Origin of the sequence: Tahibacter soli (assembly GCF_025717065.2) — a bacterium.
GTDB lineage: Bacteria > Pseudomonadota > Gammaproteobacteria > Xanthomonadales > Rhodanobacteraceae > Tahibacter > Tahibacter soli.
Genome location: NZ_JAOVZO020000009.1, coordinates 41,892 through 65,614, shown reverse-complemented (window position 1 = coordinate 65,614; position 23,723 = coordinate 41,892). Strand labels below are relative to the sequence as shown.

Below are 23,723 nucleotides of genomic sequence, written 5' to 3'. Positions count from 1 at the left end.
TCACAAACGAGGGCGGCAGCGGCATACTTGGGGGGAAAACCGGCCAAGCGAAAGAAAGCGGCGATGGCGCAGAGCGCGGTTGGAAACGACGATCCGCGGCTCACCGCGGTGAACCTGCCGACGAATATCCTGAGCGGCCTCGTGCAGCTCGCCGAGGAGTTCGGCGTCGACGCGCACCCGTGGTTCGCCGGCGTCGCCTTGAGTCCGAGCGAAGCCTGCGACCCCAGTGCGAGAGTGTCGTATCGCCAGGCCGTGGCGATCATCCGCCGCGCGATGCAGTCGCTGCCGCTGCCGAATCTCGGGCTCGTGCTCGGCAAGCGCCAGGACATCGGCAACTTCGGCGTGCTCGGCCTTGCGATGAAAACGGCGCGCAACTTTTCCGACGCCATCACGATCGGCATCACGCACCAGCGCGCGACCGGCGCGCTGCTCGATCTGTCGATCGAAGACCTGTGCCCCGAGGAAGTCGCGCTGCTCGCGCGCGCGCCGCTCAACGAGGCTGCCGTGCTGCCGTTTCTGTGCGAGGAAATGTTCGCGAGCGTGTTCGCGGTCGCGCGTGCGCTCGCGGGTCCGGGCCTGAAGCCGCGGCGGCTGGAGTTCGCCTATCGCGCACCGTCGTACGTCGCCGAGTACCGCGAGCTGTTCGACTGCGAACTGCGCTTCGACCGACCGCACAACCGCCTCGTCATCGACGCGCACTGGCTGTCGCTGCCGTTTCCGACGTACAACCCGGTGACCGCGCGCCAGGCGCTCGCCGCGCTCGCGCGCGAACTCGAAGCGACGCGTCCGGCGCAGAGCGAAACCGCGGCGGCGGTCGAGCGTACGCTGCGCGCGCGGGTGAGCCAGAATCCGCGCCTGCTCGACGTCGCGCTGTCGCTGTACCGCAGCGAGCGCACGCTGCGCCGGCAGCTCGCCGACGAGGGCGCCAGCTTCACGATGATCCACGACCGCGTGCGCTGCGAGCGCGCGCTGGAGTTGCTGCGCGACCGCAAGCTGACGGTGGCGCAGATCGGCAGCCAGGTGGGCTTCGGTGACGTGCGCGAGTTTCGCCGCGCGTTCAAGCGCTGGACGGGACGCACGCCGAGCGAGATTCGCGAACCGGACGCGGCGCTCTGATCCGCGCGCTGCTGCGTTGCAGCAATGTACACAACGCAGCTTGTCCGTTTTGACCCCCTTGCGGTGCCGGTCCTGCCCTCCTGCGCGAACGCACGGCGCACAAGACTGCGCACGCTTCACGCCGCTCGCACGGCGTCGAGGTGTCGCGCCAGGTGGGGCTGAGCGACGTCAATCGAACGCTGTCGTCGTCCCAACCCTGGAGGCAGTGACCATGAAAACCCGCAGCACCCTCGCCGCGCTCGCCGGCGGCCTCGTCGCGCTCGCCGCAATGCCCGCGCATGCCGAACTCGGCGACTACTCCGCCTGGCAGACGTTTCTCAACCTGTTCTCGCCGCCCGGCGCCGACAATCCGGTGACGCCGGCGCAGCGGCAGGGGCCGTATCCGCTGCTGTCGAATCCCGCCGGCTACGCCGACGGCTTCAGCCCGGGCAACTATGGCGCGTGGCAGACGATCAAGCTCGCGCCCGAGACCGGCGCGGTCTGCGGCAACGGCTCGCAGTACAAGTTCTTCGTCAACCGCGTGGCGAATACGCGCAACACCATCGTCTACATGGAAGGCGGCGGCGCGTGCTGGGACTATCCGAGCTGCTCGGGCCAGTCCGGCATCCGCGGCGCGCGCAATCCGAACGGCATTCCCGACGACTACATGGCGCTGATGAATCCCGGCGCGAGCCTCGTCAGCCCGTTCGTCACGCGCGTCAGTCCGTTCGACGCGGTAAAAACGCAAGGGTGGAACATGGTCTATGTTCCCTATTGCACCGGCGACATCTACAGCGGCGACAAGGTGGCCGTGTACGCCGATCCGACCAACGCGAACCCGCCGCTCGTGTGGCATCACAACGGCGTGCGCAATACGCGCGCGGTCATCGCGTGGCTGAAGGACCGCCTGCCGCGCCCGACGCAGATGCTCTCGACCGGCTGCAGCGCCGGCGGCGCCGGCAGCCTCACGAACTATCAGGCGGTGCGGCGCGATCTCGCGCCCGATCGCGGCTATCTCATCGACGACTCGGGCCCGATCTTCGCGTCGCCGATCGGCGGCGACCCGGCGCAGTATCCGTCGGTGCCGCTGTCGACGCAGATCCGCAGCGCATGGGGCCTTGATCTCCCCGGCGGGCCGGTCGCGTACCTCGCGGCGAACCTGCCGCTGCTCTCTACCGTCAATCTCGGCACGCTGTACAACGCGCTTTCGGCGAAGTATCCGGCCGACCGGCTCGGGCATACGCATTTCTGGAAGGATCTGAACTACTCCAGCTACTCGTACGAGCGGTTTTATCCCGCGATCCAGAACGCGCCCGACCAGGCGACGAAGGAAGCGCTGATCCACGCGCGCTGGGACATCGACACCAATCGCCTGAAGACGACGCTCAACGGCCTGGCGAACTTCGGCGGCTACTTCCCGCAGTACCGAGCGCTCAACGAAAGCCATTGCACGACGATCGTCGATTTCAAGAACGGCGACGTGCAGGAGCGCGGCCTCGAGCTGAAAACGTTCATCGACAGCGTGCTCGACGGCTCGGGCGCGGTGCTCGACGCGAGCGAGGCGAGCGACGCGGCCGACCGGGCCAAGGCGTTCAATCTCCTGTACTGGACGGTCGATCAGTTGCTTTGATCGTGACGGCGGAAGGCGCGCCGCGCCTTCCGCCTGCGGAGCGGCGATGAAGAAAACGATCGTTGTTGCCATGGCAGGCGTCGCGCTCGGCGCCGTCGTATTGATGCGCGCGGAACCCGATGTCGTGCCGCCGCCGGCCGTGCGCGCGCCGGTCGTCGAAATGCACGCACAGCCGCCGGCCGCGGCACCGGAACGCGAGATCGCCGTCGATCCGAGCGTGCTCGCCACGCCGGAGGCGCGCGCTTACGTCGAACGCGTCGATTTCGAAGCGCGCGCGCGACGTTTCTTCACCGATCCGCGCGCGCTCGCGCCGGCCGAGCGCGAACGCGAAGCGCAGGCGCTGACGGCTGCGATCGATCGCTACGAGCGCGCAAGACAGCTTTCGGCCGGCGAGGCGATGAACCTGCGCATCGGCCTCGTGCGCGCGACGGTCGACGACGAGGCGGTGCAGGTCGACCGCATCGCCGATATCGTCGCGGCATACCGCGCCGACGGCGAACGGCGCGAGGCGCGATTCATCGAGCAGCAGCGCGGCGATGCGGCGTTCGTCGAATACAAGGCGCGCGAGGCGGCGATCGTTGCCGAGGTCATGGCGATGGCGGCGATACCGGACGGGTTGACGCGCGAGGAATATCTGCGGCGGCGGCTACAGGCGGAAAGAGTGGCTTTGTCGCATTAGCGCTTTCTCCCTCTCCTCCAAGCTTGCTTGGGGGAGAGGGCCGGGGTGAGGGGGAAAGCGTTTCGTATTTCGCCGACGCCGAGGAAGTGCGATGCGTTGCCGCCTCACCCAACCCTCTCCCCCGGCGCCGCCGGAGGAGAGGGCTTCGTCTCTTGCGTCGCCCGCGCCAGTCGCAACGCCTGCCGATTCAGCTCGGCCAGATGCTCAAGACCCTCGACGATCGTGAAATCGACGCCGACCAGGAGCAGCATCGCCGCGAGCGAATGCGTCGACTCGGCGCCGACGCTCAAGAGGCAGTGCGTATCGTCGACCGCTTCGAGCACGCCGCACCAGCGCGGAATCTGCTTGGAGACTTTCGACGCGGGTCCTTCGAGCCGCAGCCGCACGCGAAAGCGCTGCGACGGCTGCGTGATCGAGCGCGCGACGTACTGCGCGATGTCTTCGGGAAACGCGCGCGGCACGAACGCCGGTCCGACGTCGAGCAGCGCCTCGACGCGATCGACGCGGAACGTGCGCCAGTCCTCGCGCACGAGGTCCCACGCGACGAGATACCAGCGCCGGCCCGCGTGCGCGAGCCGCAGCGGCTCGATGCGCCGCTCGCTCGTCTTGCCTTCGCGGTCGCGGTAGGCGAGCTTGACGCGCTGATGGTCGCGGCATGCCGCGGCGATCTGCGTCAGCACGTCGACCGGCGCTGCGGTGCCGCTGTCGCCGAGCGTCAGCGTTACCGCGTACAGCGCGGTCGCGCGCTTGCGCAGGCGCGACGGCAGAATCTGGTCGAGCTTCGACAGCAGCCCGACCGTCGTTTCCTCCATGCCGCCGACGCTGCCGGCCGCGGCGCGCAGCGCGACCGCGACGGCTACGGCCTCGTCGTCGTCGAGTATCACGGGCGGCAGCGCCGAGCCCGCGCCGAGCTGATAGCCGCCGCCGAGGCCCGCCGACGCGCGCACGGGGTAGCCGAGTTCGCGCAGGCGCTCGACGTCGCGGCGCACGGTGCGGGCGTCGATTTCCAGGCGCGCGGCGAGGTCGGCGCCGGTCCAGTGGCGACGCGACTGCAGCAGCGAGAGCAGGCGCAGCAGGCGGGCGGAGGTCTTTACCATGCAGCCAGTCTAGCGGACATTGAGGACACATCCTGTCCGCATTGGATTCTAAGCTTGCGCACCCTCGAAAACGGCAGCGGAGAGCGGCGATGAGCGTCAAGACTTACCAGGGCAGTTGCCATTGCGGCAAGGTGAGCTACGAGGTGGAGGTCGACCTCGACGGCGGCAGCGGACGCTGCAACTGTTCGATCTGCGCCAAGCTGCGCAAATGGGGCGCGATCGTCAAACCCGAGGCGTTCCGGCTGCTGTCGGGCGACGCGGACACGTCCGTTTACCAGTTCGGCAGCGCCTCGTGCGAGCACCGTTTCTGCAAGCACTGCGGCGTGCACGCGTACGGCGTGGGGTACATCGAGATCATCGGCGGCGCGTACGTCTCGGTGAATCTCGCGTGCATCGACAACATGACGGCCGAAGAATTCGCGGCGGTGCCGGTTCGCTACATGGACGGTCGCAACAACAACTGGTTCGAGGCGCCCGCGGTGACGGGGCATTTGTAGTTCCAACCCGTCGTCCCAGCGAAAACTAAGATCCTTTTTTCACTTCACATCAAAAGCAACGGCTGGATCCCAGCTTTCGCTGGGATGACGAGCGACGGGCATGAAATGGAGCAGGAGTATCAAGCCTTCGGCTCGAACGCGTAGTCGAACTCGTAGTAGTGCGCCCCGCCTTCCTTGATCACGATGCGCATGCTGCCGGTCAGTCCTTCGAGTTCGTCCGTGCCCGAATCGGGCACCACTTCCAGCGTCAGCGTGTTCGTACCGCGCCTGCCGACGCCGTAGTGCATCAGGTGGAACGTGCCCTTGCGGCCGGCCAGCGTGCCGGTCACCTTTTCCATCGCGACGTAGCCGCCGGAGGTGTTGTTCGCGGTGCGCAGACCGAGCATCTGGCCGCGGCTCGTCGCTTCGAGTTCGCCGTGGAACGCCTTGTCGAGCAGCAGGCGCGCGATGCCCGACGGATCGGCGGGGTCTTCCTGCGGCAGGAGTTTCACGTCGAACGGGCCGGTTGTCGTGCGGGTCATGCGAGTCTCCCTGGCGGGTGCGGCGGTGGCGGAGTGTAGCGGTGCGGTTGCCGCGCAGAATGCGACGGTCGCGACAACGGCGAGTGCGACGGCGCGGCGTTTCGGGTTGCCCGGACGGTTGTTCATCGGTGTGTCCTCGTCGATCATCGTGCGGCGATTGAACCCGAGGCACCGGCCGCGATGATTGTAAAAACGCGACGCGAGGCAAGTGTGTGCTTGAGACCCGCCCGCACGCAGCCGCGCGGCGTGCTGCGCCGCAATCTCGATACGGCGAACCTGCGCTACGGCCGTTACCTGCCGGCGCCGGAGCATGCGCACTACATCGAGCACTACTGGTTCGTCGGCTGGGACCTGCGCGGGCAGGCGCCGCAGCTGCAGGAAACGATGCCGCATCCGAACGTGCACGTCGTCGTCGATCCGGCGGGCTCCGGCGCGTTCGGCGTGCATTCGGGCCGCTTCGTCTGCGAGCTGGCCGGCGTCGGCCGCGTGTTCGGCATCAAGTTCCGGCCCGGCGGCTTCCGGCCGTTTCTCGGCCGCCCGGTGTCGACGATCGCGAACCGGTCGGTGCGCATCGGCGACGTGTTCGGCGCGGACGGCGACGCCTACGAGCGCGAGGTGCTCGCGTGCGACGACGTCGAGCGCTGCGTCGCGCTCGCCACGCGGCTCGTCGACGCGCACCGGCCGGCGCCCGATCCCGGCGTCGCGCGCATCGCGGCGATCGTCGACGAGATCGCCGCGAATCGCGAACTGACGACGGCCGAGCGGCTCGCGGCGCACTGCGGCGTCGGCCTGCGCGCGCTGCAGCGGCGCTTCGGCGACTACGTCGGCGCGAGTCCGAAATGGGTCATCAACCGTTACCGGCTGCACGAGGCGATCGAACGCCTGGCGGCCGGCGCCGCGGTCGACTGGACGCAGCTCGCGCTCGATCTCGGCTATTTCGACCAGGCGCATTTCAACCGCGACTTCAAAAAGCTCGTCGGCCGTTCGCCGGGCGAGTTCGCGCGCGCCGAGGGGGCGTAAAAAAATCCACGATTAGCGTTCGTCTCCGGTGTTGCGATGCTGCGCGATCCACGGTCGAGCCGGCATGACGCGCCGATCGAACGGCGCTAAGCTCGGGCTTCGACGTTCGGCCAGCCGCGGAGTCCGCATGCCCAGGGTCGTCCTCGCCAGTGCCGTCGCGCGCCGGGTGCGTCCCGACGGCGGCGAACTTGCACTCGACGCGCATGGCGCGACGCTCGCCGACGTCTACGCGCGGCATCCAAACCTGCGCGGCTACGTCGTCGACGAACACGGCCGCGTGCGCCATCACGTCGCGATCTTCATCGACGGCGTCGCGCTCGCCGACAAGTCGCGGCTCGACGTGCCGCTGCGCGAAACCGCCGAGGTTTACGTCATCCAGGCACTTTCCGGAGGGTGATTCGTGTCGGACCGACTGCTCGTATCCACGCGCAAGGGCCTGTTCGTGCTGCACCGCGCGAACGGCGACTGGACGGTCGAGAACCGCGCGTTTCTCGGCGACAACGTCACGCTCGCGCTGGCCGACCCGCGCGACGGCGCGTGGTACGCCGCGCTCAATCTCGGCCATTTCGGCGTGAAGCTGCATCGCTCGACCGACGCGGGCCGTTCGTGGACCGAAATCGCCGTACCGGCGTTCGGCCCGGACGACACCGTGGCGGTCGGCGACGGCAAGCCGCCGAAGCCGGCGGCGCTGTCGCTGCTGTGGGCGCTCGAAGCGGGCGGCCCCGGCGAAGACGGGCGCCTGTGGGCCGGCACGATACCGGGCGGCCTGTTCCGCTCCGACGACCGCGGCGACAGCTGGCAGATCGTGCGCGCGCTGTGGGACCGGCCCGAACGCCAGCGCTGGTTCGGCGGCGGCTACGACGCGCCGGGCATCCATTCGATCTGCGTCGATCCGCGCGACAGCCACACGCTGCGCGTCGCGATCTCGTGCGGCGGCGTGTGGCGCAGCACCGACGGCGGCGCGACGTGGGACGTCACGACCGACGGCATGTTCGCCACCTACATGCCGCCCGATCTCGCCGGCGATCCGGCGATCCAGGACCCGCACCGCATGGTGCAGTGCGCCGGCAGCCCCGACAGTTTCTGGGTGCAGCACCACAACGGCGTGTTCCGCAGCGTCGACGGCGCGCAGACGTGGCGCGAAGTCGCGAACGTGCCGCCGTCGGTGTTCGGCTTCGCGGTGGCGGTGCATCCGCGCGATCCCGACACGGCGTGGTTCGTGCCGGCGACGAAGGACGAATGCCGCGTGCCCGTCGACGGCGCGCTGGTCGTCGCGCGTACGCGCGACGGCGGCGAGACGTTCGAGGTGCAGCGCAGCGGTCTGCCGCAGCGCGACGCGTACGATCTCGTGTATCGCCACGGTCTTGCGATCGACGCGGCCGGCGAACGCCTCGCGTTCGGCTCGACGACCGGCGGCCTGTGGGTCAGCGACGACGCGGGCGACGCGTGGCGCGCGGCGTCGCCGCACCTGCCACCGATTTCCGCGGTGACGTTCGCGTAACGCGCAACCGCAGCTTCAGCGTCGCGCGTCGACCGCCATGCGCACGGCGAGCGCGCCGAGCACGGTGCCCATTACGTAGCGCTGTGCGACGAGCCAGCGCGGGCGCGTGCCGAGAAAACCCGCGATCGTGCCGGCGGCGAGCGCGATCGTCGCGTTCACGCTGACGCTGATCGCGATCTGCACGGTGCCGAGCACGAGCGACTGGCCGAGCACGTCGCCGCGCGAGGGATCGATGAACTGCGGCAATAGCGACAAGTACAGAAGCGCGACTTTCGGATTCAGCAGGTTCGTGGCCAGACCCATCGCGAACAGGCGCCGCGGGCTGTCCGGCGGCAATTCGCGCGCCTGGAACGGCGAGCGGCCGCCGGGTTTCAACGCCTGCCACGCGAGCCAGGCGAGGTACGCCGCGCCCGCGAAGCGCAGCACGTCGTACGCGTACGGAACGGCGAACACGAGCGCGGTGATGCCGAGCGCGGCGGCGAGCATGTAGAACAGAAAGCCGGTCGCGACGCCGGCGAGCGAAATCAATCCGGCGCGGCGGCCCTGGCAGATCGAGCGCGACACGAGGTAGAGCATGTTCGGCCCGGGCGTGAGCACCATGCCGAGGGCGAGCAGGGCGAAACCGACGAGGGAAGCGGTGGCGGGCATGAAAGATCCGTAAGCGGCCGCGGTCGCTGGAATCTAATCCCGGCCGCATGGTCGCGCAGGAGCCAATTCGGCGGGAACGCGAGGGACTGCGGGCGGCGGCTTTCTACGCCATGCCGGTCAGCAGTCGCCAGCGCGCGGCGGCGGCGGCAATGCCGTCGACGAGGCGATCGAGAACGGCGCGATCGAGGCCGTCGTCGTGTGCCGCGCGCGCCAGCGATGACGCCTGATCCGGCAGACGTCGTGCGAGATCTCCGACCGTCGCCAGCGCGCCTTCCTCGTCGACGCCGAGTTGCCGTGCCGATTCGCGCCAGTCGCGCGGTCCGATCTCCCACCAGCGATAGTGGGCGCCGATCTTCATCGCAAGCTTGATCTTGCGCAGGCCCAGTGCGGGATACGGATGCGCGCTCGACAGATCGTACAGCGGCGCGAGTCGCACGCCACCGCCGGCGCCCAGCAGCAGCGAATAGTTTTTCGCATGCGCGTCGGAACCGGCGACCATCCAGTTGAAAGCGAGCGCGCGAAACAGCGTGGCGACGTCCGCATCGGCTCTCGTCGAATGACGGCGCAGCACGCCGGCGAGATCGGCTGGCGCCGGTCCGCCTTCGTTCTGGTATTTGCGATGCGGGAAAACACCGAGCGCCTGGCAGAAATCTTCCTGGTGCACGCGGCGCAGCGCGCCGTCGTGGAATACGCGGTCGTAGCGCTCTACGCATATCGCAATCTCGTCGCCGAACCGCGCGACGCTGGAAGTCGCGGCCGGCAGTCCGGCGAGGCGAGCCAGTTGCAGGCAGAAATGCTCGTTGTGCGCATAGCCTGCGTATTCGCCGCTGGGCGGCTTCAGGATATGCGACGTGGGAATGCGTCCGCTCGGCACGCCCCAGCGGTGTGTGTCGTGCGCGAAGTACAGCGCCGTTTTCGGCTGCGCGCCTGCCAGGCTGAATTGCCCGGCGTCACCGGCTTCGCGACCGGCACTGCCGTCCTCGCGCAGGTGCGACAGGCGCGCCGCGACCTCGCTTTCCGTCAGCCATCGAATCATGCCGACTGGCTCGTCGCGCCAGTCGTCCAGACGCTCGGCGCGAATGAATTGCACGGCGCCCGCGCAGTCCTCGCCGACATGCGCAAGCAGCGCGAGCGGATTGCGGGCGGACACGTGAAACGTCTCGGCCCAGCGCCGCAGCACGCGATCGCTGTCGGGCAGGATGCCCCACAACACCGCCGCCACGGTATCGCCGTCGTGCCGCTCGGCCGCGAGCGGCAATGCAAGCGACAGCGGCGTCGCCGCGGGATCCGCGCGATAGTCGTCGTCGTATGCGAATTGCGGATGGCCATGCCGGTCGGCGCGCAGACGGCCGATCGGGCGATCGTCGAGCAGGACGGCGAGTTCGCTCATCGACGTTTCGCCGCCGATGCCGTGTGGACGGTGTCGGGCAATGCCGGCGGCCTGCTCGCGCGCTCGACGATCGCGTCGATGTCGATCGGCGGGCGTGGTGTGATGGTCCGCGACGATGGCGCCGGACGCGCCGGCGTTTCGTGCGCCTCGACGGTCAGCGACAAGTCGAGCGCCGCCAGCGTGCGCAGCACCCGTTCGAGTTCCGCGCGCGGTTTGCCTTGCTCGATGTCGACGATCCATTGCCGGCTCGTACCGGCCGCCTGCGCGAGCCGCGCCTGATCCCAGCCCAGTTCCTTGCGGCGGCGGCGGATCGCGAGCCCGATATCGCGCGTGGTGACGAGAGCGGCCATCGACGGACCTGTGTCGGCGAACGGCGACATTCTGCCGTATGTCGGCGTTCGTGTACATTCAACGCAACCGGAACCTCGTCGCGCGGGCGGCGGTCGAGAACCGCACGAACGCGGCGGAGCACAACGATGCGATATGTCCTGGCGGCGGTGTTCGCCCTGGTCGGCGCCGGCGCGATCGTCATCGCGCCCTACGACGAGCGCTGGCATTGGTACCTGTTCGCCGGCGTCTGCGCGCTGTTCGCGGCGTTCCCGTTCGTCGGTTCGCGCGTGCAGCCGCTGATCGTCGTCGGTCTGCTCCTCGGCTGGGTGGTCGGCGTTCTGTGGCAGCCCGTGCGCAAGGGGTTTTCGGACGGTTTCGGACCGGCCGACGCGATCACGATCGGCGTCGTGGTCGCTCTCCTCGCCGTGCCGCCGCTGTACGAGCGCATCCGCCGTCGCCGTTTGCGCGCACGGGGGGAACGATGACGACGGCGGACCTGGCACGCTGGCAGGCCGACGGTTTCGCGCTGCTGCGGAACGTCGTCGCAGCCGGCGATTGCGCGCGCCTCTCGCACGAAGTCGATGCCGCGTTCGCCGGCAGCGTCGGTGCGCGCAACCCGCTCGCGCACGCCTGGTGTCGCGATTTGGCGCCGCGGCTCGCGGCGCACCCGGCGCTGCGGCCGTTGTTGCCGGACGGCCATGTCGCGACGCAATGTACGTATTTTTCGAAATCCACTTCGCGCAACTGGCTCGTCGCGCTGCATCAGGATCTGGGCATTCCGGTCGCGGCACGCGTCGACGACGCGCGCCTGTCCGGCTGGTCGCGCAAGGACGGCGTCGTGCACGTGCAGCCGCCGGCCGACGTGCTCGAGGCTCTCGTCGCCGTGCGCGTGCATCTGGACGACTGCGGCGACGCCGACGGCCCGCTGCGCGTCGTGCCGGGGTCGCACCGCCACGGCCGGCTCGCGCCCGACGACGAGAACCGGCTGCGCGACGCGCACGGCCTTGCGACCTGCACCGCGCGGCGCGGCGACGCGCTCGTGATGCGACCGCTCCTCTTGCACGCGTCGTCGAAGGCGTCGGGCCCGAGCCGCCGCCGCGTTCTGCACTACGTGTTCGGGCCGCGCGAACTGCCGTGGGGCTTGCGCTGGCACGACATCGTCTGACCGGCGACGCCGTAAGCGAGCAGGTCGTCGAGGCGGTCGAGGCGCTTTTCCAACGCGGCGCGCCGGTCGCGCATCCGTTGCTTGGCTGCCGCAAGGCCGGTGGGCTCGATGCTGCACGTTCCGACGATGCTTAAGTTTTGTCGGCAGCCGTGCCTTGACGGATTCGCGACGCTGCACGACCATGGATGCATCAATGCAGGAAAGCATATTCATGCGTACCACTCTCGATTTGCCGGATGACGTGTTGCGTCTGGCCAAAATCGCCGCCATCGAGCGAGGCTCGTCGCTGCGGCAACTCGTCATCGATGCATTGCGTCACGAATTACAGCCCGAGCCCCTGGCCCGGCGAGTCCGCATCACCGCGCCGCTGATTGCGCTTGCACCGGATGCTCCCGCGCGAACGCTCGCACCTGACGCGATCAAGCAGCTCGACGAGGCCGCTCAGGCCGACGCCGAACAAGCGAAGAGCGATGCGCTACATCGTTGATGCAAACGTCATTTTTCCGGTGATCGCAGCCGGACACGCGCATCATCGACCCGCGGTCGCCTGGTGGGACGCCTGCGCGGACGACGATGTCGGGCTTTGCTGGCCTGTGCGAATGGCTTTGCTGCGTCTGTTGACGAATCGCAAAATCATGGGTTCGGGCGTGCTCCGGCCCGAACAGGCCTGGAGCGCAGTCGAAACGATAGCAAGCGACCCGCGAATGGTCCTCATCGACCAGGCGCCTCAATCGCATCATGAGCGCTGGCGCACGTATGTCGGGGGGCGCGAACCGTCGCCGGACCTGTGGACCGACGCCTGGCTTGCCGCTCTGGCGCATTCGCTCGACACCAAAATGGTCACATTCGATCGCGGCTTTCTTTCGTTCGATGCGCTCAGGCTGCAGCTTTTGACGCCGACAACGTGAGGTCGTCGCCCGGGACACCCTATCTGGGCGTCCCGGGCGATACGGTTATCCCATCGCCCGACGCATCCGGCCGCGAGCCGCCAACGCGAGTCCCGCCATGGCGATCAATAGCCCCGGCCACCCGAGCACCGGTATCGGCGTCGCCACTTGAAATCCGGCCGGATCGTCCGGCAGCGGCGTGCGCGGCTCGTCGCTCAGCATCGTCGCGTCGTTCGTGCCGTCGCGGTCCGAGTCGTAGGACAGCGTCGCCTGGCTGCGATAGCTGCCCTGCGCCGACATCGACAGGCGCGTCGCCACCGTCATGCCGACGAACTGACCGCGCGCGATCGGGCCGTTCCAGGTGAAGCGCCGCGTGACCGGATCGAACGCCGTCTTGCCGTAGAGCGCGTACGACGACTCGTACGTCAGCGCGTCGGGCAGCACGGCGGCGATCTCGTCGCCGGGATTGTCGCCCTGGTCGGTGCCGCCGATGTTCGACGCGACGATGTCGAAATAGACGATGCCGCCAGGCTCGTACCGCTCGTCGATGCTGTACGCGTACATGCCAAAGTCGAAGTTCGCGGGCAGCGACGCGATCGACACGACCGTCGGATCGGCGGTGCCGGGCAGCGTCGGATCGTCGCTCGGCACGCTCGTCTCGTTGATGCCGTCGCCGTCGGCATCGTAGGTCAGCGTGCCCTGGTTGACGTACGAACCTGCCGCGGTCGCCGGCACCATCGTCGTGATCGAGATCACCGAGAACTCGCCCGTGCCGAGCGCGCCGTTCCAGCGCACGGTGTTCGTCGCGACGTCGGCGACGACGGTGCCGCGCGTCGCGGTCGCGCCGACGAGCGCGAGGCCCGCCGGAATCACGTCGACGAATTCGTCGCCCGGATTGTCGCCGTGCGGTCCGCCGAGATTGTCGATGCGCACGGTGTAGTAGAGCGACGAATTCGGCAGCAGGCTGCCGCCGCCCTGCATCGACGCCGTCAGTCGCGGAAAAGAAACGACCGTGAGATCGGTCATGTCGCCCGGCGCCGGCGTCGACGGATCGTCGGTGAACATCGTCGCGTCGTTCGAGCCGTTGGCGTTCGTGTCGACGTAGACGATCGCCTGGTTGCGCATGAGGCCGACGTACGCCGGGTGGATCGTGCCGTTGATCGTGATGGTGGTCGAGCCGCCGGCCGGTACCGTGCCGTTCCACATCAGCGGGCCGTCGATCTCGAGCGTGCCGTTCGTCGCGGTCATCGACGTGACCGTGAATCCGCCCGGCAGCCCGTCGAGCAGCTCGGGACCGACGTTGTCGCCTTGTGGAGAAGTGCCGCTATTCGTCAGCACGATCGTGTACGTGATCGCGCCGCCGGGCCGGAACACGCCCGAGACCGTCTTGGTGGCGGTCATGACGACCGTGCCGCCGGCCATCGCCGGGGACGGGACGAAGCAAAGCAAGGCCGCGGCGAACGCCGAGGCGGTGAGCAAGCGACGCAGCATGGATCCCCCCTGAGGAACCTGTCGTCTGTAGATGGTCGGCTCGGCCGCGGTCCTGCGGGCGCGCCGTCGAAGCGTAAGCGCGAAACGCCGTCGGCGACACTCGCCGTTGTTCGCACCATATCGATGCAAGCGTCACCGAAACGCACCATAATGGTGCTAAAAGCCGACTCGGCAGCAAGTGCGTGCTGCAACAAGTCACTGATAACGTTCGAATTGCTGCGTTGGCACATCTTGTGCCATAGCAGTTCCGTTCCCAACCCCTTACCGAGGCTTCCCGCATGTCCGCCGACAAAGTACTCAAGCTCATCCAGGACGAAGGCATCGAATTCGTCGACCTGCGTTTCGCCGACATGCGCGGCACGCAGCATCACGTCACGTTCCCGGCGCACGCGATCGACGCCGGCACGTTCGAAGACGGCAAGATGTTCGACGGCTCGTCGATCTCCGGCTGGAAGGGCATCAACGAGTCCGACATGGTGCTGCTGCCGGACGCCGATTCGGCCGTGATCGATCCGTTCTTCTCGCACAAGACGCTCGCGATCACCTGCGACGTGCTCGAGCCGTCGACGATGCAGGCGTACTCGCGCTGCCCGCGCTCGATCGCCAAGCGCGCCGAGGCGTTCCTGAAGTCGACCGGCCTCGCCGACACGGCGTTCTTCGGTCCGGAGCCCGAGTTCTTCATTTTCGACTCGGTGCGCTGGCAGAACGACATGGGCAAGGTGTTCTACGAAATCGAATCGCAGGAAGCCGCGTGGTCGTCGAAGTACAAGTATGAAGAAGGCAACTCGGGCTACCGCCCGGGCGTGAAGGGCGGCTACTTCCCGCTGCCGCCGGTCGATTCGTTCCAGGACCTGCGCGGCGAAATGTGCAAGGTGCTCGAAGAGCTCGGCCAGGTCGTGGAAGTGCACCACCATGAAGTCGCCAACGCCGGCCAGTGCGAAATCGGCACGCGTTTCAACACGCTCGTCAAGAAGGCCGACGAGCTGATGACGCTCAAGTACGTGCTCAAGAACGTCGCGCACCAGCACGGCAAGACGCTCACCTTCATGCCCAAGCCGATCGTCGGCGACAACGGTTCGGGCATGCACGTGCACCAGTCGCTCGCCAAGGGCGGCGCGAACCTGTTCTCCGGCGACCTGTACGGCGGCCTGTCGCAGACGGCGCTGTACTACATCGGCGGCATCTTCAAGCACGCCCGCGCGATCAACGCGTTCGCCAACTCAACGACGAACAGCTACAAGCGCCTCGTGCCGGGCTTCGAAGCGCCGGTCATGCTCGCGTATTCGGCGCGCAACCGTTCGGCGAGCTGCCGCATTCCGTTCGTGACGAATCCGAAGGGCCGCCGCATCGAAATCCGCTTCCCGGATCCGATGAACTCGGGCTACCTCACGTTCACCGCGCTGATGATGGCCGGCCTCGACGGCATCCTGAACAAGATCGACCCGGGCGCGCCGATGGACAAGGACCTGTACGACCTGCCGCCGGAAGAAGAAAAGAACATCCCGACCGTCTGCCACAGCCTCGACCAGGCGCTCGACGCCCTCGACAAGGATCGCGACTTCCTGAAGGCCGGCGGCGTGTTCTCCGACGACTTCATCGACGCGTACATCGAATTGAAGCTCGGCGAAGTGACGAAGTTCCGCGCGTCGACGCATCCGCTCGAATACGCCATGTACTACGCCCTCTGAGCGACATGCGACATCGCGGTGCCGCCGTTCGGCGGCACCGCGCCGGCAATACACGATCGGGAAGTTTGCAGAACACAAAAAAGCAACATCACAAGCAGTGATCCCGGCGCGGACGCGCACGGGTTCGGGAAGGGCGGCGTCGCGAGACGCCGGCCGCACGGATGCGGCGATCAGGGTTCGACGGCGGGTCGGGCGAACGTCGGCGAAACCCAAGGAGACGACAGATCTCCGTGGTACCCGGAGTGGAACGGCACGGAGTGCCACCGTGTACGCATCGGTCGATGCGGCGCGGCTACCCACCTCACCGAACGGGATCACGCACATGCATCGCACAACGCACGCTCTACGCTTGTCCTGCGCCCTACTCACGGCGCTCGCCGGCTCTTCGGCCCGCGCCGACGACGCGCCGACCTCCACCGTCACCGGTTCGCTCGCGCTGACGAGCGACTATCTCTTCCGCGGCATCTCGCAAACCGACCAGGACCCCGCACTGCAGGCCGGCGTCGAGTACGCGCATGCGAGCGGCTTCTACGCGGGCCTCTGGGGCAGCAACGTCAGCTGGCTCTCGGATCTGTCCAGCGCCGGTACGCCGATCTCCAGCAGCGTCGAACTCGACGTCTACGCCGGCTGGCGCGGCAACGTCACCGAGTCGCTCAAGCTCGACGGCGGCGTCTACACCTACTACTACCCCGGCGACTATCCGACCGGCTTCACGCGCCCGTACACGACCGAAGTCTTTCTCGGCGCGAGCGCCGGCCCGTTCGCGCTCAAGTACTGGCACAGCGTGACCAACCTGTTCGGTTTCACCGATTCCAAGAACAGCGGCTACATCGACGCGAGCCTCAACTATGAATTCGTGCCGACGTGGACGCTCAACGCGCACGCCGGGCGGCAACGCGTCAAAAACAATTCTATCGCGTCGTATACCGACTGGAAGCTCGGCGTGACCAAGGCGTTCGACGGCGGCTGGTCGCTCGCGATCGCCTATCAGGACACCAACGCCGACCGCGTCGCGTACACGAATCCGCACGGCGCGTATCTCGGCCGCTCGACCGGCGTCGCGACCGTCACGAAAGCGTTCTGATCCCCGGGGAAAACCATGAAGCTCATCATCGCGATCATCCGGCCGTTCAAGCTCGACGACGTGCGCGAAGCGCTGTCCGAGGCGGGCGTGACCGGCATCACCGTGACCGAAGTCAAAGGCTACGGCCGACAGAAAGGCCACACCGAGCTGTACCGCGGCGCCGAATACGTCGTCGACTTCGTGCCGAAGATCCGCGTCGAGGCCGCCGTGCCCGACGCGATCGCCGAAACCGCGATCGAGGCGATCGTCTCGGCCGCGCGCACCGACAAGATCGGCGACGGCAAGATCTTCGTGCTCGACCTGCAGCACGCCGTGCGCATCCGCACCGGCGAAATCGACGACGACGCGCTCTGAGGGGGAACGCCAATGAAACTTTCCACGTATGCACATCGCGCGTCGCTCGCAGGCCTCGCCGCACTCGCCGCTTTCGCACCCGACGTGCTCGCGCAGGCCGCGCCCGCGCCGGTGCCGAACAAGGGCGACACCGCCTGGCTGCTCGTATCGACGGCGATCGTGATCTTCATGACGCTGCCGGGCCTGGGCCTCTTCTACGGCGGCCTGGTGCGCTCGAAGAACATGCTGTCGGTGCTGATGCAGTGCTTCGTCGTGTTCGCGGTGGTCGTCGTGCTGTGGACGCTGTACGGCTACAGCCTCGCGTTCACGAGCGGCAACGCGTTCTTCGGCGGGTGGGATCGTTTGCTGATGAAGGGCCTCACGCCCGAGGCGAACGCGGCCACGTTCTCCAAGGGCGTGGTCGTGCCGGAGCTGGGCTATTTCGCGTTCCAGGCCGCGTTCGCGGCGATCACCTGCGCGCTCGTCGTCGGCGCGTTCGCCGAGCGCATCCGCTTCTCGGCGGTGCTCGTGTTCACGGTGATCTGGTTCACCTTCAGCTACGTGCCGATGGCGCACATGGTGTGGTTCTGGCCGGGCCCCGACGCGTACACCGACGCGGCGGCCGGTACCGCGGCCACCGCGGCGTCGGGCTTTCTGTTCCAGCGCGGCGCGCTCGATTTCGCCGGCGGCACCGTCGTGCACATCAACGCGGCGGTCGCGGGCCTCGTCGGCGCGTGGCTCGTCGGCAAGCGCATCGGCCACGGCCACGAGGCGATCCGCCCGCACAACCTGCCGCTGACGATGGCCGGCGCGTCGATCCTCTGGATCGGCTGGTTCGGCTTCAACGCGGGCTCGGCGCTCGAAGCGAACGGCTCGGCGGCGCTCGCGTTCGTCAACACCGTGATCGCGCCGGCCGCGGCGGTCATCGCGTGGACGCTCGGCGAGTGGATCGGCAAGGGCAAGCCGTCGATGCTCGGCGCCGCGTCCGGCGCGGTGGCGGGCCTCGTGGCGATCACGCCGGCCGCGGGTTTCGTCGGCCTCGGCGGCGCGCTCGCGATCGGCTTCGTCGGCGGCCTCGCGTGCCTGTGGGGCGTGACGGGCCTGAAGCGCCTGCTGCGCGCCGACGACGCGCTCGACGTGTTCGGCGTGCACGGCGTCGGCGGCATCGTCGGCGCGCTCCTGACCGGCGTGTTCGCGGCGCCCGCGCTCGGCGGCGTCGGCATCTACGACTACGTCGCGAACGCCGTGGCACCGGCGTATTCGATCGGCAGCCAGTTGCTCGTGCAGGCGACCGGCGTCGGCGTCACGCTGCTTTGGTCCGGCGTCGTCGCGGCGATCGCGTTCAAGATCGCCGATCTCACCGTCGGCCTGCGCGTGCCGTCGGACGAAGAGCGCGAAGGCCTCGACATCACCTCGCACGGCGAAAGCGCCTACGAACGCTAGAACCGGTCAGAAATCGCGCAGCGTGGGAGCGGCAACGGCTCCCACGCTGCGCCGATGGAATCGATCACTGCACGCGCCGGCGGCGCGCTACACACGTTCGCGGCCGAGTTTCTCGCCTTCGGTCTCAAGCAGGCCGCGAGCTGCCTGTTCGCCGGCGGCTTCTTCGCGATACTCGTCGTATCGACGTGGCTGCCGCCGGGACCGCTGCCGCGCTACGACCTGATTCTCGCCGCCGCGCTCGCGCTGCAGGCGGTGCTCGTCGCGGCACGGCTCGAAACGCGCGACGAGCTCAAGACCATCTGCTTGTTCCACGCGCTCGGCTTCGCGCTCGAAGTGTTCAAGACGCATCCGGCGATCGGCTCGTGGAGCTACCCCGAGCCCGGCTGGACGAAGCTGTTCGGCGTGCCGCTGTACTCGGGTTTCATGTACGCCGCAGTGGCGAGCTACATGATTCAGTCGTGGCGGCACCTCGATCTCGAACTCGTGCACGCGCCGAACGCGCGCGCGTCGGCGCTCGTCGCCGGCGCGATCTACGCGAACTTCTTCACGCACCACTGGCTGCCGGATCTGCGCTGGCCGCTCGCATGCGTCCTCGTCGCGCTGTTCGCGCGCACGCGGGTGCGCTTCACGCCGTGGCGCGTGCGCTGTTCGATGCCGCTCGTGCTGTCGTTCGTGCTGATCGGCTTCTTCGTGTGGCTCGCCGAAAACATCGCGACGTATTTCGGCGCGTGGCTGTACCCGAACCAGCACGGCGGCTGGCGCATCGTGCACGCCGGCAAGATCACGTCGTGGATACTGCTCGCGAGCATCACGTTCGTCGTCGTGGCCGATCTCAAGCACTACCGCGCGCAGCGGCTCAGTCGAAAAACGTAGCGCCGACGTAGTCGCGCCATTCGCGTGCGTCGACGTGCTGGTATTCGCGCCAATGCGTGATCAGACCGTCGCGCAAACGAACGAGTGCGACGCCGTGATAGCGATGCGTACCGTCGTACGTGTACTCGGCCGCGCCGGTCTGCGTCGCCGCGTCGAACACCGCGGCGTGCCACTGCGTGCGCTGCGGCAGGCCGTCGTCGTTCTGGAAGAACGCAAGCAGCGCATCGCGGCCGTCGAGGCGATAGCGCAGCGGATCGGCATAGCGCACGTCCGGCGAAAAAAGCCGCACGAGCGTCGCGTAGTCGCGCGCGGCCCACAGCGTCGCCAGGCGTGCGAGCAGCGCGCGGAAATCGTCGGTCGTCAGCGTCGTCATGCGCGCAGTATCTCGCGCAATCAGGGCGAAGCCGATCCGGATTGCTTCGCGTACAACAGCGTCTTGCCGTCGTAGGGCGGGTCGGTCAGCGCGCGTTCGAACGCGAAGCCGAGGCGTTCGAGCAGGCGGATCGACGCGGCGTTGCCGGGCGAGACGATCGCGACGATGCGCGGCATGCGCTGCGTGTCGAAGCCGTAGCGCAGCGTCGCCTCGGCCGCTTCGCGCGCGTAGCCCTCGCCCCAGTAGGCCGGCAGAAACGCAAAGCCGATGTCGGCGTCGGGCAGCGTGTCGCGCTTGAGCAGTCCGCAGATGCCGACCACGGCGCCGTCGTCGCGGCGCGCGACGCGCCACAGGCCGTAGCCGTGCCGCGCGTACATCGCCATCGGCCCGTTCGTGAGATAGGCGCGCGCGTCGTCGAGCGTGCGCACGCCGCGATCGCCGATGTTGGCGAGCCACGACGGTTCGTTCACCAATCCAAAAATGAATTCGGCGTCGTCGTGGGTGAGTTCGGCGAGGTCGAGGCGGGCGGTCGACAAAACGGTCATCGCGGTTTTCCGGTGCGGGAACGACCGCGCGATTCTGCCGCGCCGGCGCGCCCTTCGAACAGGTCCCGGCGCGCGACGAGCGCGTCGCGCAGCTCGTCGAGCACGGCGCGCACACGTGCGACGCGGCGCAGGTCGGGGTGCGTCAGCAGCCACAGTTCGTTCTCGAGTTCGGCGATCGGCTCGCCGACGCGCGCGAGCGCGGGCGACAGGTCGCCGAGATAGCACGGCAGCAGGCACAGGCCCATGCCCTGCGCCGCCGCGTCGCGCAGCGCGACGAGGCCGTTCGCGCGCAGCGACGCGCGGCGGTCGTGGCCGCGCTCGGCGAGCCAGCGCGCCATGCGCAGATGCGAGAGGCTGTCGTCGGGCACGACCCAGGCGTCGGTTTCGGGGTCGGCGCGGCGTTGCGACCGCGCGCGATACACGGCGAACGCGATGCGGGCGAGCTTGCGGCCGACGAGGTTCTCGGGCGGATCGCCGCTCGGCCGCAGCGCGACGTCGGCCTCGCGCCGCGACAGGTTCGCGAGCGAGTTGCCGGCGGCGAATTCCAGCACGATCTGCGGGTTGCGCGCGCGGAACGCCGCGACGAGCGGCGGCAGCGGACCTGCCAGCAGCGTGTCGGTCGTGGCGATGCGCACGGTGCCGGCGGGCCGCTCGTCGCGGCCGGCGATCTGCCGTTCGAGCGCGTCGATGCGCGCTTCGAGATCGATGGCGACGGCGACGACGTCTTCGCCGGCCGGCGTCGGCGCGTAGCCGTCGCGCGCGCGGTCGAACAGCCGCACGCCGAGCGCGCGCTCGATCGCGTTGATGCGGCGGAACACCGTCGGGTGACTGATCGAGAGCGTCTTCGCCGCGCCGTTGAGCGATCCGGCGCGGCCGATCGCGAGCACGACGCGGTAGTCGTCCCAGCCGAGAGCTTGTTCATTCATGCAAGCCAACCTTGCCGTTTCGGCGGAATGTGTTCGCCGATGAACAACCCTATCGTGGCGTCAACGCCACCGCAAGCAGGACCGCCATGACCCGTCTCCTCTACGTCGAAGCCTCGCCGCGCAAGCGCCGTTCGCATTCGATCGCCGTCGCGCAGTCGTTTCTCGACGCTTACCGCGCGGCGCATCCGGATGCCGACATCGACATCCTCGACCTGTGGCGCGAAGACCTGCCGCGTTTCGACGGCGACGTGATCGACGCGAAATACGCGATTCTCGCCAAGCTGCCGCACACCGACGAACAACGCGACGCGTGGCGCGCGGTCGAGCGCGTCGTCGCCCGCTTCGCCGCGGCCGATCGCATCGTGCTCAGCGTGCCGATGTGGAATTTCAACGTGCCGTACGTGCTCAAGCACTATATCGACGTCGTCACGCAGCCGACGCTGACCTTCAGCTTCTCGCCCGAGACGGGCTATCGCGGCCTGTTGCGCGACAAGCGCGCGCTCGTCGTCTACGCCAGCTCCGGCGACTACCTGCCGGGCACGACGAATCCGCGGCCGGACTACCAGAAACCGTTCGTCGAAGCGTGGCTGCGCTTCGTCGGCATCGACGACATCGCGACGATCGCGGTGCAGCCGACGATCGGCCATCCGGCGCTGCTCGAGGCGTCGACGACGGCCGCGCACGCACGCGCGGCGGAACTCGCGAAAACTTTCTGAAGGAGTGCACGATGACTCGTTCGTTCGCGTGGGCGCTGCTGGCGACGTCGGGGCTGATCGACGTCGCCTGGGCGCTCAGCATGAAATACGCGCAGGGCTATACGAAGCCGCTGTGGACTACGGTGTCGCTCGCGCTGCTCGCGGCGTTCGTCTACCTCCTCGGCAAGGCGCTGCAGGTGCTCGACGTCGGCACCGCGTACGCCGTGTGGACCGGCATCGGTGCGGTCGGCACGGTGCTCGCCGGCGCCGTGCTGTTCGGCGAGGCGCTGACGCCGTTGCGGCTCTTCGCGATCGCGCTGGTGCTCGTCGGCATCGTGCTGCTGAAAATGTCGTCGGGTTGATCCGGACCGGGACGGGATTGGACGATCTGCAATAAATGGTCGACGTACTGGCATGGATCGGCCAGTTCGGGGTGCCGAGAATGTCCGCCAACGCAATCCCGCGTCCCCCACGGAGAACCGCCATGACCTCGCATACCGCCAGCAACGACCGTCCGATCCTGATCCTCGGCGGTTCCGGCAAGACCGGCCGCCGCGTCGCCGACCGCCTGCGCGCGCTGGGCCGACCGCTGCGCCCGGGCTCGCGTTCGGCCGATCCCGCGTTCGACTGGGAAGACGCGGCGACGTGGCCGGCCGCGCTCGACGGCGTGTCGGCGGTATACATTTCGTACTACCCGGACCTCGCGGCGCCGGGCGCGCCCGAAGCGGTCGCCGCGTTCGTCGACGCGGCGCTCGCGCACGGCGTGCGCCGGCTCGTGCTGCTGTCGGGCCGCGGCGAACACGAGGCGCAGCGTGCCGAAGACGTGCTGCGCGCGTCGGGCGCCGACTGGACGATCGTGCGCTGCGGCTGGTTCATGCAGAACTTCAGCGAGAGCGTGTTCCTCGACCCCGTGCGCGCCGGCGAACTCGCGCTGCCGATAGGCGACGTGCCCGAGCCGTTCGTCGACGCCGACGACATCGCGGACGTCGCGGTCGCGGCGCTGACCGACGATCGCCACATCGGGCAGCTGTACGAGTTGACCGGCCCGCGCCTGCTGACGTTCGCCGATGCCGTCGACGCCATCGCGCGCGCGACCGGCCGCGACATCGCCTGGACGCGCATCGCGATGGACGACTTCACGGCAGGCGCGGCGGCGCAGGGCGTGCCGGCCGAACTCGTGGGATTTCTGCAGTACCTCTTCACCGAAGTGCTCGACGGCCGCAACGAGCACGTCGCGGACGGCGTGCGCCGCGCGCTGGGCCGAGCGCCGCGCGACTTCGCCGACTATGCGCGCGACGCGGCGGCGAGCGGCGTCTGGGGCTGAGCGCCGGCGGCGCTACGATCGCGTCGTCGCGCCGCTAGAATCGACGCTCGCCTTCACGCGGAAGCCCGCCGATGCCGTTCGTCGTCCCAGCGCTCGTTGCCACGCTCGCCAGCGCGATCCTCGCGTTTCTCGTCGTGCTGGCGGCGCGCGTCGTCGCCGGCACGTCGCTGCGTTACTCGTCGGCGTTCACGGCGACCCTCACCGCGTGGATCGTCACGAGCGTGGCGACCTACGCGGTGCGCACGGCCGGACCCGACGCCGCGCAGTTCATTCGCCAGGCGCCAGGGGTGTTCGTGCTGCCGCTGGCGAACCTCGCGCTGCTGACGGGCCTGTTCGCAACGCTCGGGCGCACCGTCGACAACCGGCGCATATCGCTGCGGACCGCCGCCGCGTCGGCGGTCATCGCGGTCGTCGTCGCAACGGCGATCGGCGTCGTGCTCATCTATGCGATCTACACGCCGCCCGCGCCGTCGGTCATGTCCGGATGA

Annotated in this window: 29 protein-coding genes; 20 read left to right on the top strand and 9 right to left on the bottom strand. The window is 68.4% G+C overall.

Annotated features, from left to right (window positions below; genetic code table 11):
• Positions 1-63 precede the first annotated feature (63 nt).
• The 3 genes from OD750_RS07970 to OD750_RS07960 all read left to right on the top strand — a co-directional run bounded on the left by OD750_RS07970 (position 64) and on the right by OD750_RS07960 (position 3,404).
• Positions 64-1,116, top strand: a complete 1,053-nt coding sequence (locus tag OD750_RS07970) for an AraC family transcriptional regulator (protein ID WP_263542038.1) — start codon at positions 64-66, stop codon at positions 1,114-1,116.
• Between the two features lie 211 nt (positions 1,117-1,327).
• Positions 1,328-2,725: a pectin acetylesterase-family hydrolase gene (locus tag OD750_RS07965; RefSeq protein WP_263542039.1), complete on the top strand. Its 1,398-nt coding sequence runs from the start codon at positions 1,328-1,330 to the stop codon at positions 2,723-2,725.
• 46 nt (positions 2,726-2,771) lie between these two features.
• Positions 2,772-3,404 carry a hypothetical protein gene (locus OD750_RS07960; protein WP_263542040.1) on the top strand — a complete coding sequence of 211 codons (633 nt, stop codon included), beginning with the start codon at positions 2,772-2,774 and terminating at the stop codon, positions 3,402-3,404.
• A 104-nt stretch (positions 3,405-3,508) separates the two neighbouring features.
• On the opposite strand, the gene OD750_RS07955 is transcribed toward OD750_RS07960, so the two are convergent.
• Positions 3,509-4,501 carry a helix-turn-helix transcriptional regulator gene (locus OD750_RS07955; protein ID WP_263542041.1) on the bottom strand — a complete coding sequence of 331 codons (993 nt, stop codon included), beginning with the start codon at positions 4,499-4,501 and terminating at the stop codon, positions 3,509-3,511.
• A gap of 89 nt (positions 4,502-4,590) precedes the next feature.
• On the opposite strand from OD750_RS07955, the gene OD750_RS07950 reads away from it, so the two are divergent.
• Positions 4,591-4,998 (top strand): GFA family protein, encoded by a 408-nt coding sequence (locus OD750_RS07950; RefSeq protein ID WP_263542042.1) that lies wholly within the window; start codon positions 4,591-4,593, stop codon positions 4,996-4,998.
• Between the two features lie 119 nt (positions 4,999-5,117).
• Here the strand turns inward: OD750_RS07950 and OD750_RS07945 are convergent, their stop codons facing one another.
• Positions 5,118-5,519: a DUF3224 domain-containing protein gene (locus OD750_RS07945; RefSeq protein WP_263542043.1), complete on the bottom strand. Its 402-nt coding sequence runs from the start codon at positions 5,517-5,519 to the stop codon at positions 5,118-5,120.
• A 216-nt stretch (positions 5,520-5,735) separates the two neighbouring features.
• Between OD750_RS07945 and OD750_RS07940 the strand changes: the two genes are divergently transcribed.
• From OD750_RS07940 to OD750_RS07930, 3 genes are all read left to right on the top strand, one after another.
• The gene (locus OD750_RS07940) at positions 5,736-6,539 is read left to right on the top strand and encodes a helix-turn-helix domain-containing protein (protein ID WP_263542044.1); all 804 of its coding nucleotides are present in this window, start codon (positions 5,736-5,738) and stop codon (positions 6,537-6,539) included.
• A 127-nt stretch (positions 6,540-6,666) separates the two neighbouring features.
• The gene (locus OD750_RS07935; protein ID WP_263542045.1) at positions 6,667-6,936 is read left to right on the top strand and encodes a nucleotidyl transferase family protein; all 270 of its coding nucleotides are present in this window, start codon (positions 6,667-6,669) and stop codon (positions 6,934-6,936) included.
• Positions 6,937-6,939: 3 nt separating this feature from the next.
• On the top strand, positions 6,940-8,040 hold the full coding sequence (locus OD750_RS07930; RefSeq protein WP_263542046.1) for a WD40/YVTN/BNR-like repeat-containing protein: 1,101 nt from the start codon (positions 6,940-6,942) through the stop codon (positions 8,038-8,040).
• A 15-nt stretch (positions 8,041-8,055) separates the two neighbouring features.
• On the opposite strand, the gene OD750_RS07925 is transcribed toward OD750_RS07930, so the two are convergent.
• The 3 genes from OD750_RS07925 to OD750_RS07915 form a co-directional block, all read right to left on the bottom strand.
• Positions 8,056-8,688, bottom strand: a complete 633-nt coding sequence (locus tag OD750_RS07925) for a LysE family translocator (RefSeq protein ID WP_263542047.1) — start codon at positions 8,686-8,688, stop codon at positions 8,056-8,058.
• A gap of 103 nt (positions 8,689-8,791) precedes the next feature.
• The gene (locus OD750_RS07920) at positions 8,792-10,078 is read right to left on the bottom strand and encodes a type II toxin-antitoxin system HipA family toxin (RefSeq protein WP_263542048.1); all 1,287 of its coding nucleotides are present in this window, start codon (positions 10,076-10,078) and stop codon (positions 8,792-8,794) included.
• Positions 10,075-10,428 carry a helix-turn-helix transcriptional regulator gene (locus OD750_RS07915; RefSeq protein WP_272841864.1) on the bottom strand — a complete coding sequence of 118 codons (354 nt, stop codon included), beginning with the start codon at positions 10,426-10,428 and terminating at the stop codon, positions 10,075-10,077. The genes OD750_RS07920 and OD750_RS07915 overlap by 4 nt, the downstream gene beginning before the upstream one ends.
• A 126-nt stretch (positions 10,429-10,554) precedes the next feature.
• Here OD750_RS07915 and OD750_RS07910 point away from each other — a divergent pair, with 126 nt between their 5' ends.
• The 4 genes from OD750_RS07910 to OD750_RS07895 all read left to right on the top strand — a co-directional run bounded on the left by OD750_RS07910 (position 10,555) and on the right by OD750_RS07895 (position 12,481).
• Positions 10,555-10,893 carry a hypothetical protein gene (locus OD750_RS07910; protein ID WP_263542050.1) on the top strand — a complete coding sequence of 113 codons (339 nt, stop codon included), beginning with the start codon at positions 10,555-10,557 and terminating at the stop codon, positions 10,891-10,893.
• A complete protein-coding gene (locus tag OD750_RS07905) occupies positions 10,890-11,573 on the top strand; it encodes a phytanoyl-CoA dioxygenase family protein (protein WP_263542051.1) in 684 nt (227 codons plus the stop codon). The genes OD750_RS07910 and OD750_RS07905 overlap by 4 nt, the downstream gene beginning before the upstream one ends.
• 211 nt (positions 11,574-11,784) lie before the next feature.
• Positions 11,785-12,060, top strand: a complete 276-nt coding sequence (locus OD750_RS07900; protein WP_263542052.1) for a hypothetical protein — start codon at positions 11,785-11,787, stop codon at positions 12,058-12,060.
• Positions 12,044-12,481, top strand: a complete 438-nt coding sequence (locus tag OD750_RS07895) for a TA system VapC family ribonuclease toxin (RefSeq protein WP_272841862.1) — start codon at positions 12,044-12,046, stop codon at positions 12,479-12,481. The genes OD750_RS07900 and OD750_RS07895 overlap by 17 nt, the downstream gene beginning before the upstream one ends.
• Before the next feature lie 45 nt (positions 12,482-12,526).
• Here the strand turns inward: OD750_RS07895 and OD750_RS07890 are convergent, their stop codons facing one another.
• Positions 12,527-13,951 carry a DUF11 domain-containing protein gene (locus OD750_RS07890; protein ID WP_263542054.1) on the bottom strand — a complete coding sequence of 475 codons (1,425 nt, stop codon included), beginning with the start codon at positions 13,949-13,951 and terminating at the stop codon, positions 12,527-12,529.
• Between the two features lie 278 nt (positions 13,952-14,229).
• Here OD750_RS07890 and glnA point away from each other — a divergent pair, with 278 nt between their 5' ends.
• From glnA to OD750_RS07865, 5 genes are all read left to right on the top strand, one after another.
• The gene (gene glnA / locus OD750_RS07885) at positions 14,230-15,639 is read left to right on the top strand and encodes a type I glutamate--ammonia ligase (RefSeq protein ID WP_263542055.1); all 1,410 of its coding nucleotides are present in this window, start codon (positions 14,230-14,232) and stop codon (positions 15,637-15,639) included.
• Between the two features lie 322 nt (positions 15,640-15,961).
• Positions 15,962-16,723, top strand: coding sequence for a TorF family putative porin (locus OD750_RS07880; RefSeq protein ID WP_263542056.1), 762 nt, complete (start codon positions 15,962-15,964; stop codon positions 16,721-16,723).
• Between the two features lie 15 nt (positions 16,724-16,738).
• Positions 16,739-17,077, top strand: a complete 339-nt coding sequence (locus OD750_RS07875) for a P-II family nitrogen regulator (protein WP_263542057.1) — start codon at positions 16,739-16,741, stop codon at positions 17,075-17,077.
• Between the two features lie 12 nt (positions 17,078-17,089).
• The gene (gene amt / locus OD750_RS07870; RefSeq protein ID WP_263542058.1) at positions 17,090-18,499 is read left to right on the top strand and encodes an ammonium transporter; all 1,410 of its coding nucleotides are present in this window, start codon (positions 17,090-17,092) and stop codon (positions 18,497-18,499) included.
• A gap of 54 nt (positions 18,500-18,553) precedes the next feature.
• Positions 18,554-19,372 carry a DUF817 domain-containing protein gene (locus OD750_RS07865; RefSeq protein WP_263542059.1) on the top strand — a complete coding sequence of 273 codons (819 nt, stop codon included), beginning with the start codon at positions 18,554-18,556 and terminating at the stop codon, positions 19,370-19,372.
• Here the strand turns inward: OD750_RS07865 and OD750_RS07860 are convergent.
• The 3 genes from OD750_RS07860 to OD750_RS07850 are packed head-to-tail and all read right to left on the bottom strand — an operon-like array spanning position 19,356 to position 21,216.
• Positions 19,356-19,745, bottom strand: coding sequence for a nuclear transport factor 2 family protein (locus OD750_RS07860; RefSeq protein ID WP_263542060.1), 390 nt, complete (start codon positions 19,743-19,745; stop codon positions 19,356-19,358). The genes OD750_RS07865 and OD750_RS07860 overlap by 17 nt on opposite strands.
• Positions 19,746-19,765: 20 nt before the next feature.
• Positions 19,766-20,290: a GNAT family N-acetyltransferase gene (locus OD750_RS07855; protein ID WP_263542061.1), complete on the bottom strand. Its 525-nt coding sequence runs from the start codon at positions 20,288-20,290 to the stop codon at positions 19,766-19,768.
• On the bottom strand, positions 20,287-21,216 hold the full coding sequence (locus tag OD750_RS07850; RefSeq protein WP_263542062.1) for a LysR family transcriptional regulator: 930 nt from the start codon (positions 21,214-21,216) through the stop codon (positions 20,287-20,289). Before OD750_RS07850 ends, OD750_RS07855 begins: the two co-directional genes overlap by 4 nt.
• An 86-nt stretch (positions 21,217-21,302) precedes the next feature.
• On the opposite strand from OD750_RS07850, the gene OD750_RS07845 reads away from it, so the two are divergent.
• The 4 genes from OD750_RS07845 to OD750_RS07830 all read left to right on the top strand — a co-directional run bounded on the left by OD750_RS07845 (position 21,303) and on the right by OD750_RS07830 (position 23,723).
• Positions 21,303-21,932, top strand: coding sequence for an FMN-dependent NADH-azoreductase (locus OD750_RS07845; RefSeq protein ID WP_263542063.1), 630 nt, complete (start codon positions 21,303-21,305; stop codon positions 21,930-21,932).
• Between the two features lie 11 nt (positions 21,933-21,943).
• Complete coding sequence (locus OD750_RS07840) at positions 21,944-22,273, top strand: DMT family transporter (RefSeq protein ID WP_263542064.1); 330 nt, start codon at positions 21,944-21,946, stop codon at positions 22,271-22,273.
• Positions 22,274-22,395: 122 nt separating this feature from the next.
• Positions 22,396-23,235 (top strand): NAD(P)H-binding protein, encoded by an 840-nt coding sequence (locus tag OD750_RS07835; protein ID WP_263542065.1) that lies wholly within the window; start codon positions 22,396-22,398, stop codon positions 23,233-23,235.
• A gap of 71 nt (positions 23,236-23,306) precedes the next feature.
• Entirely contained in the window at positions 23,307-23,723 is a 417-nt protein-coding gene (locus OD750_RS07830; protein WP_263542066.1) for a hypothetical protein, read from the top strand.